Genomic DNA, 14,505 nt, shown 5'->3' with positions numbered 1-14,505 from the left:
CCCCCGCTCAAGGGGGTTTTCCACCCCCTTGAGAAACCCCCGAGGATATTTGGAGCACAAAGAAGGCGGGTTAACGGAAGGTTAGCGCGCGCTTCCAAGCCGTTGATTTTGTTGCGAGGGATGGTTTGTCCCACGCGTGGGACAGCTTAGGCCCAGTCGGGTTTTCGTTTCTCGATGAAGGCATTGATCCCCTCATCGGTATCCCGGAGCAGCATGTTCTCCACCATCACGTCGCGGGTGTAGTCATAGGCCCGGTCGAGCGGCATCCCGGCCTGTTCGTAAAAGGCCCGCTTGCCGATCCTGACCGCCGCGCCCAGTTTGCCCGCCACCACGTGGGCCAGCTGCATCGTCTCCGCCTCCAGCCGGTCGGGCGGCGCGATGCGGTTGATCAGGCCCAGATCGCGCGCGCGCTCGGCCGGGATGAACTCGCCCGTGGTCAGCATCTCGAACGCCTGCTTGCGGGGGATGTTGCGGCTGAGCGCCACCATCGGGGTCGAGCAGAAGAGGCCGATATTGACGCCGTTGACGCCGAAACGGGTGTCCTCGGCCGCCACCGCCATGTCGCAGCTGGCGACCAGCTGACAGCCCGCCGCCGTGGCGATGCCCTGCACCTGGGCGATGACCGGCTGCGGCATCGCCGGGATCAGCTGCATCAGGGCGCCGCAGCGGGTGAAGAGATCGGCGAAATAGGCGGCGCCCTTGTCGGGAGCGGCGCGGCCCGCCTGCATCTCCTTGAGATCGTGACCGGCGCAGAAGGCCTTGCCCGCGCCCTTCAGCACCACCACCCGCACCCCGGGATCCGCCGCCAGTTCGGTCAGCGTCCCGGTCAGTGCCGCCAGCAGCCCGTCCGACAGCGCATTCAGCGCCGAGGGGCGGTTCATCTCGACCACCGCCACCCGTTCCGCAACGTCACAGCGCACCAAGGCTTCGGTCATCTTGCCCTCCCCGTTCCTTTGGCCTGAGTCTATGCGGGTCAGCAGCGGGAGGAAAGCATGCAGACCCAGATGGACGCGACGTCCCTCAACGCCTTCATGCAGCGCGAGTTTCCGCAGGTCGCCAGCCAGTTCCGCATCGAGCGGGTGGCGCCGATGGAGGCCGATGTGCGCCTGCTGGTCGGCGAGCAGCACCTGAGGCCCGGCGGCACGGTCAGCGGGCCCAGCATGTTCGCCCTGGCCGATCTGGCGATGTATGCGGTGCTGCTGGCGATGATCGGGCCGGTGGCGCTGGCGGTGACGACCAATGCCTCGATCGACTTCATGAGGAAGCCCGAGGCCGGGCGCGACTTGATCGGCCGGGCTCGGCTGCACAAGCTCGGCCGGACGCTGGCGGTGGGCGATGTGCTGATCGTGAACGAGGGGTCCGAGGCGGTGCTGGCGCGGTCCGGCATGACCTATGCGATCCCGCCGCGGCGCTGAAACCAGAAGGACCGCAGCCTGTCGGCTACGGTCCTGAATGGGGATGGTGGGCGATAACGGATTTGAACCGCTGACATCTTCGATGTGAACGAAGCGCTCTACCGCTGAGCTAATCGCCCGCCGTGCGCGGGTCTATAGCGGCTCATGCGGGTGGGCTCAAGGGGGAAGTGTGCGATCTTGTGCAGCTTTTTTCCGCCGCGAAACCGAGAGCCCGGATCCTGCTTTTCCCACTCACGAAACCGTGAACTCATGCTAGGATTCGCCCCGGGGCGCGGCCCCTGGCTCTGGGTGGGAGGACCCGATGAACCTTTCCAAAAGCTTCCTGATCCTTGGTGCATTGTATCTGCTGGTCGGCATGAGTTTCGGCATCTACATGGGCGCGGCCCAGGAATTCGACCTGGCGCCGGTCCATGCGCATATCAACCTTCTGGGCTTCACGCTGATGACGCTCTTCGGCATCGTCTACCGGATCATTCCGGGGCTGGCCGACACGATGCTGGCCAAGGTGCATTTCTGGCTGTTCCAGATCGGCGCCTTCCTGCTGCTGGTGCTGCTTTTCGCGCTGCTGTCGCATATGGGGCCCGAGGCGACGCTGGGCCCGATCATGGGCGTGGTCGAGGTCGTGGTGCTGCTGTCGATCGTGGCGTTCCTGATCAACCTCTGGCAACGCGCCTGACCCCTGCATGAAAAGACCCGCCCCCGGTTGTCCGGGGGCGGGTCATGTCGGCAGGAACGGACCTCAGTGCGCCGTGGCCGACGAAGGAGCGTCGGTGCGGCCCAGGCGGGCGGCGATGGCGGCGGCCTCTTCGGCGGCGGCGTCCCAGTCGATCGGCTCGGGCTGGCGCACCAGCGCGTGTTGCAGAACCTCACGCACATGGCTGACCGGCACGATTTCCAGCCCCGATTTCACGTTGTCGGGGATCTCGGGCAGATCCTTGGCGTTCTCGACCGGGATCAGCACCTTGGTGATGCCGCCCCTGAGCGCCGCCAGCAGCTTCTCCTTCAGGCCGCCGATGGCGCTGGCATTGCCGCGCAGCGTCACCTCGCCGGTCATGGCGATGTCCTTGCGGACCGGGATGCCGGTCAGGACCGAGACGATGGCCGTGACCATGGCCAGACCCGCCGAGGGGCCGTCCTTGGGCGTGGCGCCGTCCGGGACGTGGACGTGGATGTCCATCGTCTCGAACACCGGGGGTTTGACGCCGATCTGCGGGCTGATCGAGCGCACGTAGCTGGACGCCGCGTCGATCGATTCCTTCATCACGTCGCCCAGTTTCCCGGTCGTCTTCATCCGACCCTTGCCCGGCAGCTTCAGCGCTTCGATCTGCAACAGATCGCCGCCGACCTGGGTCCAGGCCAGCCCGGTGACCACGCCGACCTGATCCTCCTTCTCGGCCAGGCCGAAACGGTGGCGCGGCACACCCAGGAAATCGTCCAGGTTGTCGGCCGTCACATCGACATGCGTGGCCTCCTTGCGGACGATCTGGGTGACCGCCTTCCGCGCGATCTTCGACAGCTCACGCTCGAAGTTCCGCACGCCCGCCTCACGGGTGTAGTGCCGCAAGACCGCCGTCAGAGCGTCGTCCGAGACCGAGAGTTCCGACTTCTTCAGCCCGTGGTTCTTGATCGCCTTGGGCAGCAGGTGCCGGCGGGCGATCTCGGCCTTCTCGTCCTCGGTGTAGCCCGAGAGCGGGATGATCTCCATCCGGTCCAGCAGCGGCCCCGGCATGTTGTAGGAGTTGGCCGTGGTGATGAACATCACGTCCGAGAGGTCGTATTCCACCTCCAGGTAATGGTCGACGAAGGTCGCGTTCTGTTCGGGGTCCAGAACCTCCAGCATCGCGGACGCCGGGTCGCCCCGGAAGTCCTGCCCCATCTTGTCGATTTCATCGAGCAGGATCAGCGGGTTGGTGGTCTTGGCCTTTTTCAGCGCCTGGATGATCTTGCCGGGCATCGAGCCGATATAGGTCCGGCGGTGACCGCGGATCTCGGATTCATCGCGCACGCCGCCCAGCGAGATGCGGATGAATTCGCGCCCCGTGGCCTTGGCCACCGACCGCCCCAGCGAGGTCTTGCCCACGCCCGGAGGGCCGACGAGGCACAGGATCGGCCCCTTCAGCTTCGCGGACCGCGATTGCACGGCCAGATACTCGACGATGCGCTCTTTCACCTTGTCGAGGCTGTAGTGATCCTCGTCCAGAACCTTCTGCGCCCGGTTCAGGTCTTTCTTGACGCGGCTCTTCACGCCCCACGGCAGGGCCAGCAGCCAGTCGAGGTAATTGCGCACGACGGTCGCTTCGGCCGACATGGGGCTCATCGACTTCAGCTTCTTCAGCTCGGCCTCCGCCTTGTCGCGGGCCTCCTTGGAGAATTTGGTCGACTTGATGCGGTTCTCCAGCTCGGTCAGCTCGTTCTGGCCGTCCTCGCCTTCGCCCAGCTCCTTCTGAATGGCCTTCATCTGCTCATTCAGATAGTACTCGCGCTGGGTCCGCTCCATCTGGCTTTTCACGCGCGACTTGATCTTGCGCTCGACCTGCAGGACGCTGATTTCGCCCTCCATCAGGCCATAGATCTTCTCCAGCCGCTCGGCCACGTCGAGCGTCTCCAGCAGTTCCTGCTTGCGCGCCACTTCGACGCCCAGATGCCCGGCGGCAAGATCCGCCAGCCGCGCCGGTTCACCGGCATCGGCGATGGCCGAGAGCGCTTCCTCGGGGATGTTGCGCTTGATCTTGGCGTAACGCTCGAAATCGTCGCTGACGGCGCGGGTCAGGGCCTCGACCGCCTCGGGATCGCCCGCGGTCTCATCGAGGATCACCGCCTCGGCCTCGAAATGCTTGTCGTTGTCCAGGAAACGCGTCACGCGCACCCGGCTCTTGCCCTCGACCAGCACCTTGACCGTGCCGTCGGGCAGTTTCAGCAATTGCAGCACATTGGCCAGCACGCCCACGCTGAACATGCCGTCGGCATCGGGATCCTCGGCCGCATGGTCGATCTGGGTGACCAGCAGGATCTGCTTGTCATCGCGCATCACCGTTTCCAGCGCGCGCACCGATTTGTCGCGGCCCACGAACAGCGGCACGATCATGTGCGGGAAAACGACCATGTCGCGCAGCGGCAGCACTGCATAGGCGTTGGTTTGGTTCGTCATACCTGACCTCAACTCGTTTGTGTCGTGCTCCCCCACCCTTCCGGGATCACCCAGGTCTTGGGGGGATACGAGCCCTTTCGACGACATATCTGGTACCAGCCGCCCGGGAATTCAACTCCACCCGGGCAGGGTCTGCCCCCAGTGTGGCACAAGTATGCGCCGATGGGGGCTCTTTTGCGAACTGGTCAACGAACCGTCACCGGCACGTCATACTGCCCAAAGGCGCGTCACCCGTCCCGGCGGCGGCGCCAGCGGTGCATCAGATCGGCGCCCATCGCCTCGCAGCCGACCAGCTCCCACTCGGGCGCGCCTATCTCGGTCACACCCAGCGCCGCCAGCCCGGCCGTGCCATCCGACCCAAAGAGCCGCCCGGCGGTGAAGACCACCAGCTCATCGGCCAGCCCCGCCTGCACCAGCGAGGCCGCAAGCCCGCCGCCCCCCTCGCAAAAGATCCGCGTCAGCCCCCGCTCGCCCAGCCGGCGCAGGGCATCGGCGATGTCGATCCGCCCCAACGCATCGGTCTCGCAGGCGATGAGCTCGGCGCCCCGCGCCGCCCAGGCCATGCGCGCGGGCACCGAGGCCTGCGGCCCGTGCAGCATCCAGACCGGCGCCTCCAGCGCGCTGCGGCCCAGCCGCGAATCCGCCGCCACCCCCAGCCGCGAATCGGCGACGATCCTGACCGGTTGCCGCGCGATCCCCAGATCCCGCACCCGGAGGTCCGGGTCATCGGCCCGCGCCGTGCCGGATCCGACCAGCACCGCATCGTGAGTGGCGCGCATCAGATGCACCCGGCGCCGCGCCTCGGGCCCGGTGATCCAGCGCGAGGCGCCGGTCACCGTGGCGATCCGCGCATCGAGCGTCAGCGCCAGTTTCAGCGTGACCAGCGGCCGCCCCTCGGTCACCCGCATCAGGAACCCCAGATTGGCCCGCCGCGCCGCCGCCTCCTCGACCCCCTCGCTCACCGAGATCCCGGCCGCCCGCAACATCGCATGGCCGCGCCCGGCGACCCGCGAGTCGGGATCGGTCAGCGCCGTCACCACCCGCGCCACACCCGCCGCGATCAGCGCCTCGGCGCAGGGCGGGGTCTTGCCGTGATGGGCGCAGGGTTCGAGCGTCACATAGGCCGTGGCGCCGCGCGCCGCCGTCCCTGCCTGGGCCAGGGCCCGCACCTCGGCATGGGGCCGCCCGCCGGGCTGGGTCCAGCCGCGCCCCAGCACCACACCGTCGCGGACGATGACGCAGCCCACGGCCGGGTTGGGCCAGGTATTCCCTAGCCCCCGCGCCGCCAGCCCCAGCGCCAGACGCATGAACCGCCGGTCGGTGTCGCTCACGCCCTGTGCCATCTTTGCGCTCTAAATATCCTCGGGGGGTGAATTGGCCGTCAGGCCAAGAGGGGGGCAGACGGCCCCCCTGCCCCGGTCAATCCTCGCTCGCCGTCGCGGGTCTGAGCTCGGACACGAATTTGTCGAAATCGCCCGCCGCCTGGAAGTTCTTGTAGACGCTCGCGAAGCGCACATAGGCGACGGTGTCGATCCGTGCCAGCGTCTCCATCACGATCTCGCCGATCACCCGGCTGGCGATATCCGTCTCGCCCATGCTCTCCAGCCGCCGGACGATGCCCGAGATCATCTGTTCGATGCGCTCGGGCTCGACGGGCCGCTTCTGCATGGCGATGCGGATCGAGCGTTCCAGCTTGTCGCGGTCGAAAGGCTCGCGCTTGCCCGAGGATTTCACCACCACCAGGTCGCGCAGCTGCACGCGTTCATAGGTGGTGAAGCGCCCCCCGCAGGCGGGGCAGAAGCGGCGTCTGCGGATCGAGACGTGATCCTCGGCAGGGCGGGAATCCTTCACCTGGGTATCGACGTTTCCGCAGAACGGGCAGCGCATGTCCTCTCCCTCGGGGTGGGTTCTTGCAAATCCACAGGGACTATAGGCGAGCCTCCATCCCTTGGGTAGGTGAAAAAGCCCGCCCCCAGATCAGGGGGCGGGCCTGTGGCTTCCGGGGCTCAGGGGCCGGCCGCGTCAATCGGTAACGACGACGCGCATGTTCTCCATCCCCTGCTCCTGCACCATGGCGAAGAGGAGCGAGGCATTCTCCTCGTCCAGCCGCACGCAACCGGCCGAGGCCGGGCGGCCCAGGCGGCTGACCGCATCGGTGGCATGGATCGCGTAATCGCCGTCATAGAAGATGGCGAAATACATCGGCGCGTTGTTGTAGCGGCTGGACCGGTGCCAGCGCGACAGCCATTGCGGCTGCCATTCCCCGCGCGGCGTGATCTTGCCCGCCCGCGCGGTCGACACCGGCCATTCATAGCGCAGCATGCCGTCGACATAGAGGTAGAGCGTCTGCTCGGACACGCTGACGCGGGCGACAATCGCCTCGGCACCGGCCGAGACGGGTGCGAGCAACAGGGCAGCCGCAACCGCGGCCCTGATCATGGACTTCATTCCAACCCCCCGGTGGAAAAGGACTTTTACGAACGGACGTGGCAGCGCCCATTCGGTCCAGTTCCCTAAAGCGGGGGTGGAGAGTCAAGAAATCCGGCTGGAATCCGCCGATTCCGGATCAACCTGTTGCGATTCTGCCCGCATCGAGGCGCAGAACCCGGTCCATCCGCGCCGCCAGATCCAGGTTATGCGTGGCGATCAGCGCCGAGAGGCCGGTATCGCGCACCAGATCCATCAGCACGCCGAACACCTGATCCGAGGTCCCGGGATCGAGGTTGCCGGTCGGCTCGTCTGCCAAGAGGATCCGCGGCTGGTTGGCCATGGCCCGGCAGAAGGCGACCCGTTGCTGCTCGCCCCCCGACAATTGCGCCGGCCGGTGCCCGCCGCGGGGCGAGAGTCCGACCTTCTGCAGCAGCGCCTGCGCCCGGGCCTGCGCCTCGGCCCGCGGCACGCCATTGGCGAGTTGCGGCAGGACGATGTTCTCGGCCGCGGTGAATTCGGGCAGCAGATGGTGGAACTGATAGATGAAGCCGACCTGCTGGCGCCGCGCCGCGGTGCGGGCGGCATCGCCCATCCGCGTCATGTCCAGCCCGTCGATCACCACCTGGCCCTGATCGGCGGTATCCAGCAGGCCCGCGATGTGCAGAAGCGTCGATTTCCCGGCGCCAGAGGGGGCGACGAGCGCCACCACCTCGCCCCGCGCCAGCTCCAGCGAGGCGCCGCGCAGCACCTCGACCGGCCCGGCGATGCCGCCGCGATAGGTCTTGACGATGCCGTCCAGGATCAGGGCGGGGTCACTCATAGCGCAGGGCCTCGACCGGGTTCATCCGCGCCGCACGGCGGGCGGGAAAGATGGTGACGATGAAGGACAGGCCCAGGGACAGCGACACGGCCTTGAGCACGTCCCAGAGCCTGAGCTCGGCGGGCAGCGCATAGATGCCGCGGATCGAGGCATCCCAGACCCCGCCCCCGGCGACATAATTCACGAAGGCGAAGATCGGGTCGATGTAGAGCGCGAAAAGGCAGCCGGCCAGCACGCCGATCGCCGTCCCCACCACGCCGATGAGCGAGCCGCAGAGGAAGAAGATCCGCAGCACCGAGCCCTCGCTCAGCCCCATGGTGCGCAGGATGCCGATGTCGCGGCCCTTGTTCTTCACCAGCATGATCAGGCCCGAAATGATGTTCATCGCCGCGATCAGCACCAGGATCGACAGGATGATGAACATGACGTTGTCCTCGATATCGAGGGCGCGCAGGAAGCTGCCCGCGCTGTCGCGCCAGCTCCAGATCATCGCCCGCTCACCGGCGGCGCGCAGCAGCGGATAGGTCATGTCCTCGACATGCTCGGGATCGGTGAGCATGACCTCGATCTCGTCCGCCACCCCGTCGCGGTTGAAGAAGCTCTGCGCCTCGGTGAAGGGCAGATAGACCCGCGTGCGGTCGATGTCATAGCGGCCGGCGCTGAAGATATAGACCACCTCATAGGCGTTGACCCGGGGGCTGGTGCCGAAGGCGGTCTGCACTCCCTCGGGCGAGATGATGCGGATCCGGTCGCCGACCTGCACCTGCAATTCGCGCGCCACGCCCTCGCCGATGGCGATCCCTTCCTCGAAGCGGTCGATATCGCCGCGGGCACGGTCGGAATGGGCGATCCGGGGGATAGCCAGCAGGTCCTCAGTGCGGATGCCGAAGACCTCGACGCCCGCATTGCGCCCGCCGTTCGAGGCCATGACCTGCCCCTTGATCAGGGGCGCCGCGCTGATCACGCCCGGCACCGCGGCCAGCCGTTCGGCCACGCCGTCGTAATCCTCGATCGTGTTCGACATCTGACCCGAGGGCGTCACGGTCGAGGTGTAATAGATCGTCGCATGGGCATTGGCGCCGAGGATCGTGTCGACGAATTCCGACCGGAAGCCCGACCGCACGGCCAGCGTCGCGATCAGCGCGAAGACCGCCAGCGCCACGCCGATCAGCGAGATCAGCGTCATCACGCTGACACCACCCTCGGTGCGCCGGGCCCTGAGATAGCGCCAGGCGATCTGCCATTCAAAGGCGGCGAAGGGCGGGGTCTTGGCGGGCATGTCGGGGGCTGTCCGGCGAGGGGAGCGCGGCGGGGCCGCGCAAGGCGTGCGCAAGGTCGGGCGAAAGGCTGATGCGGTCAAGGGGGGTCTTGGTCACGCTGTCGTAGTGTATAGTATTCTTTACATCAGGTACGATTTGTCTTACCCCATGTCCAATCGAGTCGACCTTTGAGAGCCCGCCATGTCCTTTACCGAGCGCAGCACGATTGCCGAGCTGGTCACCTCCCTCGCGGTGATCGCGCTTTTCACCTGGGTGATCGTCACCCGTCAGGCCGAGGGTGCCTTTGCCGGGCCCGAAGGGTTGCAGATCTGGGCCCGTCAGATCCTGTGGATGATCCCGGTGGGGATCGGCGTCGGCATCGGCGTGAGCGTGCTTCTGGCGCTGGCCTATCACGTCACCTTGCGGGAGGCTTTCGATGGTCTGGTCGATGAACGCGACCGGATCATCGTGCTCTTCGGCTGGAAGGTCACGGCGATCACCATTTCCACCGGCTTTGTCGCGGCCCTGGCGGCGCTGGCCTGGGGCGTGACGCCGCTGCTGGCGCTGAATCTGATGCTGGCCTCCTTCGCGGCGGGGGACCTCGCCGGGAACGCGGCGCGGCTCTGGCGCTACCGGCGGGGGTACTGAACCCTTGGCGCAGATCACCAACACCATCCGCCGCCTGCGCTTTGACGCGGGCGAGATGACGCAGAAGGATCTGGCGGCGCGCGCGGGCGTCACCCGGCAGACCATCAACGCGCTCGAAGCGGGCAAATATTCCCCCACCCTGGACCTCGCGTTCCGCATCGCCCGGGTCTTCGGCAAACCCCTGGAGGAGGTCTTCCAGTATGACGAGTGAGACGATGAAAGCCGCCACTGCCCGGCGCTATGGCGGACCCGAGGTCATGGCGATCGAGGTCCTTCCCCGCCCCGTCCCCGGCCCCGGTCAGGTGCTGGTCAAGGTCGCGGCCTTCGGCTTGACCCGCGGCGACACCCGGATCCGCGGGCTCGACGTGCCGCGCGGGATGGGGTTGATGGTGCGTGCCATCTTCGGCTGGATCCGTCCCCGCCGCCCGGTCCCGGGCCGTGAACTGGCCGGGACCATTGCCGCGCTGGGCCCGGGCGTCAGCGGCTGGACCGTGGGCGAGGCCGTGCTGGGCATCACCGACGGCATGACGCTGGGCGCGGGTGCCGAGTATGCGGTGATCACCGCCGACAAGATGCTCGCCCGCCGCCCCGCCTCCCTGACCGAGGCCGAGGCCGCCGCCCTGCCCTTCGGCCTGATGACGGCGGCCGATTTCCTGATCGACCAGATGGCCCTGCAACGGGGCGAGCGGCTGCTGGTCAACGGTGGCAGCGGCGCTGTGGGCCTCGCCGCGCTCTGGCTCGGCGCGCATCTGGGGGCCGAGGTGACGGGCGTCGCCTCCCCCGCCAACCAAGCCGCCATGCAGGACGCGGGCGCCCACCGGACCGCCGATTACGCCCGTCCGCTGCCGCCCGGTCCCTATGATGCGATCCTCGATGTGGCGGGAACGCTGCCCTATTCCAAGGCCGCGCCGCTGCTGGCACCGGGTGGGCGGCTTGGCGTCGTCACCGCGGATCTGGTGGGGCAGATCGACGCCGGAATCCGGTCGAAACGCGGGAGCCACCGGCTGTGCGCCGGGGTGATCAAGGAACGGCCCGAAACGCTGGCCCGCGTCCTCGACCTGCAGGCCCAGGGCTACCGGCCCTCGGTAACCACCCTGCCGCTGGCCGAGATTGTCGAGGCGCATCGCCTCGCCTCCTCCGGCCACAAGCGCGGCAATGTGGTGGTGACGCTATAGGATGCCGGGCAGCACCAGCTGATGCTCGCGCGCGCAGTCGAGCGCGATCTCATAGCCCGCATCGGCATGCCGCATGACGCCGGTCGCCGGGTCGTTCCACAGGACACGGCCCAGGCGCTTGTCCGCCTCTGCCGTACCGTCGCAGACGATGACCATGCCGGCATGCTGGCTGAATCCCATGCCGACGCCGCCGCCGTGGTGCAGGCTGACCCAGGTCGCACCCGAGGCGGTGTTGAGGAGCGCGTTGAGCAGCGGCCAGTCGCTGACCGCGTCCGAGCCGTCCATCATCGCCTCGGTCTCGCGGTTGGGGCTGGCGACCGAGCCGCTGTCCAGGTGATCGCGGCCGATCACCACCGGCGCCTTCAGCTCGCCGTTGCGCACCATCTCGTTGAAGGCGAGGCCCGCCCGGTGCCGGTCGCCGAGGCCGATCCAGCAGATCCGCGCCGGCAGGCCCTGGAAGGCGATCCTGTCCGCGGCCATGTCCAGCCAGCGATGCAGGTGCGCGTTCTCGGGGAACAGCTCCTTCATCTTGGCGTCGGTCTTGGCGATATCCTCGGGGTCGCCCGACAGCGCGCACCAGCGGAACGGACCGATCCCCTTGCAGAACAGCGGCCGGATGTAGGCCGGCACGAAACCCGGGAAAGCGAACGCGTTTTCAAGGCCTTCGTCCAGCGCCACCTGCCGGATGTTGTTGCCGTAATCCAGCGTCGGCACGCCCGCGTTCCAGAAATCCACCATCGCGGCGACATGCGCCTTCATGCTGGCACGCGCGGCCTTCTCCACCGCCTTCGGATCGCTTTCCTGCTTCGCGCGCCACTCGGCGACCGACCAGCCGAGCGGAAGGTATCCATGGACAGGATCGTGGGCGCTGGTCTGGTCGGTGACGATATCGGGCCGCACCTCGCCCGCCTTCATCCGGCGCACGAGTTCGGGGAAGACCTCGGCCGCGTTACCGATCAGCGCCACGGATTTGGCCTCGCCCTTGGCCGTCCAATCGGCGATCAGCGCCAGCGCTTCGTCGAGGCTATGGGCCTTCGCGTCGCAATAGCGGGTGCGGATGCGGAAATCGGCGCGCGTCTCGTCGCATTCGACGGCCAGACAGCAGGCGCCCGCCATCACCGCCGCCAGCGGCTGCGCGCCGCCCATGCCGCCCAGACCCGCGGTCAGGATCCATTTTCCGCGCAGGCTGCCGCCGTAATGCTGGCGCCCGGCCTCGGCGAAAGTCTCGTAGGTTCCCTGCACAATACCTTGAGTTCCAATGTAAATCCAGGACCCGGCGGTCATCTGACCATACATCATCAACCCGGCTTTATCGAGCTTGTTGAAATGGTCCCAGTTCGCCCAATGCGGCACCAGGTTCGAATTGGCGATCAGCACCCGCGGCGCGTCGGCGTGGGTCTGGAACACCCCCACAGGCTTGCCCGACTGGACCAGCAACGTCTGGTCATCCTCCAGCGTTTTCAACGTGCTGACGATCAGATCGAAGTCCTTCCAGGTCCGCGCCGCCCGGCCGATCCCGCCATAGACCACCAGTTCATGCGGGTTCTCGGCCACATCGGGATGCAGGTTGTTCATCAGCATCCGCATCGCCGCCTCGGTCTGCCAGGATTTGGCGGTGCGGTTAGGGCCGGTCGGCGGGAAGATGTCGCGGGTATTGTGACGCGGGTTCTGCAAGGGGGTGTTCATGGGAAACCTCGTGATATCAGTGCCTTCAGGCGCGAAGTTGCGGGGCGAGGGCTACAAGCCCCTCGAGGATGGCGCGCAGCCCGTCGCGCAGGCGTTCGGCCTTGACGGGATCGTAGGCAAAGGGCGGCGCCTCGCTCGCCAGATGCGTGCTCTGCGCCAGTTCCATCTGGATCGCATGCACGCCTTGTTCCGGCTTCCCGTAGTGCCGCGTGGTCCAGCCGCCCTTGAACCGCCCGTTCAGGATCGTCCGGTAAGCCGTTGCCTTGGTGCAGGTTTCAGCGACCAGCCTCTCGATACGGGCATCGCAGGACGCCCCGTTCACCGTGCCGATGTTGAAATCCGGCAGCACGCCTTCAAACAGGAAGGGAATGCGTGAGCGGATCGAATGGCAGTCGTAAAGCAAGGCCACGCCTTGGGCCGCGCGCACCCGTCCGACCTGCGCGGCCAGCGCGGCGTGATAGGGCTGATGGAAGCGCTGGCGGCGTTCCTCGACCTCGGCAGCGCCCGGGGGGACATCCCAGATCGGCACACCATCGAAATCGGTCAGCGGCACCAGCCCGGTGGTATTCTGCCCGGGATAGAGGCTTTCCCCATCCGGCGGGCGGTTGGCGTCGATGACATAGCGGTGGAAGGTTGCCCGCACGATCGTCACATCGGGCAGCAAGTCCTTGTAAAGCTGGTCGATATGCCAATCGGTATCGGCCAGCATCCGGCCCCGCGCGTTGAGACTTGCAAGGATCTCGGGCGGCAGGAACGTGCCGGTATGCGGCATGCCCAGGATCAGCGGACCCGCGCCTTCGGTGACCTCGACCGGGATCACAGCGCGAACTCCAGCCCGGCGGCGGCGGCGAGCGCGTCGCCCCGCACCAGTGCCGCCGCGCACTCGAGCTCCGGCGCCAGGTAGCGGTCCTCGGACAGGGGCGGCACCACCGCGCGCAGCGCAGCCAGTGCATCGGCGAGACGCGGCGCGGTCGCCAGTGGCGCGCGGTAGAAGATCCCCTGCGCCGCGCAAAGCGCCTCGACCCCCAGGATCACCGACAGGTTGGCGTTCATCCGCTGAAGCCGCCGCGCGCCATGAGCGGCCATGCTGACATGATCCTCCTGATTGGCCGAGGTGGGCGTGGAATCGGTCGAACAAGGATGCGCAAGGTGCTTGTTTTCGCTCATCAAAGCGGCAGTGGTCACCTCGGCGATCATATAGCCGGAATTGAGCCCCGGATCAGGCGTCAGGAACGGCGGCAGGTCGTGGCTGAGCGTCGGATCGACCATCAGCGCCACCCTTCGCTGGGCGATGGCGCCGATCTCGGCCAGAGCCAGGGCAATGATATCGGCAGCGAAAGCAACGGGTTCGGCGTGGAAGTTCCCACCTGAAAAAATCCCGTCCTCGGTCACCAACGGGTTATCGGTCACCGCATTCGCCTCGATTTCCAACGTGCCGGCGACCTGCCGCAGCAGATCCACAGCAGCGCCCAGAACCTGCGGCTGGCAGCGGATGCAATAGGGGTCCTGCACGCGGCTGTCACCGTCGCGGTGGCTCTCGCGGATCTCGGAGCCCGCCATCAAGTCGCGCATCGCCGCCGCCACGTCGATCTGGCCGCGATGACCGCGCAGCCGGTGGATCGCCGGTTGCAGGGGCGCCGTTGAGCCCATGATCGCGTCGGTCGAGAGACAGCCGGTGACCAGCGCGGCCCTCGCCAGACGCCAGCCGTCGAAGAGGCCGGTCAGCGCCAGGGCGGTAGAAAATTGCGTGCCGTTGATCAGCGCGAGCCCCTCTTTCGGCCCCAGGGTCATCGGCGAAATCCCTGCCCTCTCAAGCGCTTCTGCGCCGTTCATGCGTTGACCTGCGAAGAATGCCTCGCCATGGCCCAGCATCACCGCCGTCATATGAGCGAGTGGCGCCAGGTCGCCCGAGGCCCCGACCGAG

At 67.1% G+C, this 14,505-nt stretch carries 15 protein-coding genes and 1 tRNA gene; 5 read left to right on the top strand and 11 right to left on the bottom strand.

Translation table 11 applies throughout. The features are described from left to right. Nucleotides 1-146: 146 nt before the first annotated feature. Nucleotides 147-935 (bottom strand): enoyl-CoA hydratase, encoded by a 789-nt coding sequence (locus VDQ18_RS18455; RefSeq protein ID WP_323022368.1) that lies wholly within the window; start codon nucleotides 933-935, stop codon nucleotides 147-149. A gap of 57 nt (nucleotides 936-992) precedes the next feature. Here VDQ18_RS18455 and VDQ18_RS18450 point away from each other — a divergent pair, with 57 nt between their 5' ends. Further along, nucleotides 993-1,415 carry a PaaI family thioesterase gene (locus VDQ18_RS18450; protein WP_323022367.1) on the top strand — a complete coding sequence of 141 codons (423 nt, stop codon included), beginning with the start codon at nucleotides 993-995 and terminating at the stop codon, nucleotides 1,413-1,415. A 44-nt stretch (nucleotides 1,416-1,459) separates the two neighbouring features. On the opposite strand, the gene VDQ18_RS18445 is transcribed toward VDQ18_RS18450, so the two are convergent. After that, a tRNA-Val gene (locus tag VDQ18_RS18445) sits at nucleotides 1,460-1,534 on the bottom strand. A 182-nt stretch (nucleotides 1,535-1,716) separates the two neighbouring features. Between VDQ18_RS18445 and VDQ18_RS18440 the strand changes: the two genes are divergently transcribed. Further along, nucleotides 1,717-2,091, top strand: a complete 375-nt coding sequence (locus VDQ18_RS18440) for a hypothetical protein (RefSeq protein ID WP_323022366.1) — start codon at nucleotides 1,717-1,719, stop codon at nucleotides 2,089-2,091. Nucleotides 2,092-2,154: 63 nt separating this feature from the next. Here the strand turns inward: VDQ18_RS18440 and lon are convergent, their stop codons facing one another. From lon to VDQ18_RS18410, 6 genes are all read right to left on the bottom strand, one after another. Then, nucleotides 2,155-4,563, bottom strand: coding sequence for an endopeptidase La (gene lon / locus VDQ18_RS18435; protein WP_323022365.1), 2,409 nt, complete (start codon nucleotides 4,561-4,563; stop codon nucleotides 2,155-2,157). Nucleotides 4,564-4,790: 227 nt separating this feature from the next. Further along, complete coding sequence (ribD, locus tag VDQ18_RS18430) at nucleotides 4,791-5,870, bottom strand: bifunctional diaminohydroxyphosphoribosylaminopyrimidine deaminase/5-amino-6-(5-phosphoribosylamino)uracil reductase RibD (protein WP_416235125.1); 1,080 nt, start codon at nucleotides 5,868-5,870, stop codon at nucleotides 4,791-4,793. Between the two features lie 112 nt (nucleotides 5,871-5,982). Next, nucleotides 5,983-6,450, bottom strand: coding sequence for a transcriptional regulator NrdR (gene nrdR, locus VDQ18_RS18425; RefSeq protein WP_323022363.1), 468 nt, complete (start codon nucleotides 6,448-6,450; stop codon nucleotides 5,983-5,985). 135 nt (nucleotides 6,451-6,585) lie between these two features. Next, the gene (locus tag VDQ18_RS18420; protein ID WP_323022362.1) at nucleotides 6,586-7,011 is read right to left on the bottom strand and encodes a L,D-transpeptidase; all 426 of its coding nucleotides are present in this window, start codon (nucleotides 7,009-7,011) and stop codon (nucleotides 6,586-6,588) included. Nucleotides 7,012-7,129: 118 nt separating this feature from the next. Beyond that, nucleotides 7,130-7,813, bottom strand: coding sequence for an ABC transporter ATP-binding protein (locus VDQ18_RS18415; protein ID WP_323022361.1), 684 nt, complete (start codon nucleotides 7,811-7,813; stop codon nucleotides 7,130-7,132). Continuing rightward, nucleotides 7,806-9,092: a lipoprotein-releasing ABC transporter permease subunit gene (locus VDQ18_RS18410; RefSeq protein ID WP_323022360.1), complete on the bottom strand. Its 1,287-nt coding sequence runs from the start codon at nucleotides 9,090-9,092 to the stop codon at nucleotides 7,806-7,808. The genes VDQ18_RS18415 and VDQ18_RS18410 overlap by 8 nt, the downstream gene beginning before the upstream one ends. A 181-nt stretch (nucleotides 9,093-9,273) precedes the next feature. Between VDQ18_RS18410 and VDQ18_RS18405 the strand changes: the two genes are divergently transcribed. Genes VDQ18_RS18405 through VDQ18_RS18395 form a run of 3 tightly spaced genes read left to right on the top strand, consistent with a single transcriptional unit; the run spans nucleotide 9,274 to nucleotide 10,895 of the window. Then, nucleotides 9,274-9,720 (top strand): hypothetical protein, encoded by a 447-nt coding sequence (locus tag VDQ18_RS18405; RefSeq protein WP_107752677.1) that lies wholly within the window; start codon nucleotides 9,274-9,276, stop codon nucleotides 9,718-9,720. A gap of 4 nt (nucleotides 9,721-9,724) precedes the next feature. After that, nucleotides 9,725-9,931: a helix-turn-helix transcriptional regulator gene (locus VDQ18_RS18400; protein WP_416235124.1), complete on the top strand. Its 207-nt coding sequence runs from the start codon at nucleotides 9,725-9,727 to the stop codon at nucleotides 9,929-9,931. Next, nucleotides 9,921-10,895, top strand: coding sequence for an NAD(P)-dependent alcohol dehydrogenase (locus VDQ18_RS18395; RefSeq protein ID WP_323022359.1), 975 nt, complete (start codon nucleotides 9,921-9,923; stop codon nucleotides 10,893-10,895). Before VDQ18_RS18400 ends, VDQ18_RS18395 begins: the two co-directional genes overlap by 11 nt. On the opposite strand, the gene hutU is transcribed toward VDQ18_RS18395, so the two are convergent. From hutU to VDQ18_RS18380, 3 genes are all read right to left on the bottom strand, one after another. Next, on the bottom strand, nucleotides 10,890-12,569 hold the full coding sequence (gene hutU, locus VDQ18_RS18390; protein ID WP_323022369.1) for a urocanate hydratase: 1,680 nt from the start codon (nucleotides 12,567-12,569) through the stop codon (nucleotides 10,890-10,892). The genes VDQ18_RS18395 and hutU overlap by 6 nt on opposite strands. 37 nt (nucleotides 12,570-12,606) lie before the next feature. Next, on the bottom strand, nucleotides 12,607-13,401 hold the full coding sequence (gene hutG / locus VDQ18_RS18385; RefSeq protein ID WP_323022358.1) for an N-formylglutamate deformylase: 795 nt from the start codon (nucleotides 13,399-13,401) through the stop codon (nucleotides 12,607-12,609). Next, on the bottom strand, nucleotides 13,398-14,505 hold a 1,108-nt coding region (locus VDQ18_RS18380), incomplete at its 5' end, for a histidine ammonia-lyase (protein ID WP_323022357.1). The genes hutG and VDQ18_RS18380, both read right to left, overlap by 4 nt.

Source organism: Pararhodobacter sp. (genome assembly GCF_034676075.1).
GTDB lineage: Bacteria > Pseudomonadota > Alphaproteobacteria > Rhodobacterales > Rhodobacteraceae > Pararhodobacter.
The sequence above is the reverse complement of the archived record's forward strand: the minus strand, read 5'-3'. Positions and strand labels throughout refer to the sequence as shown.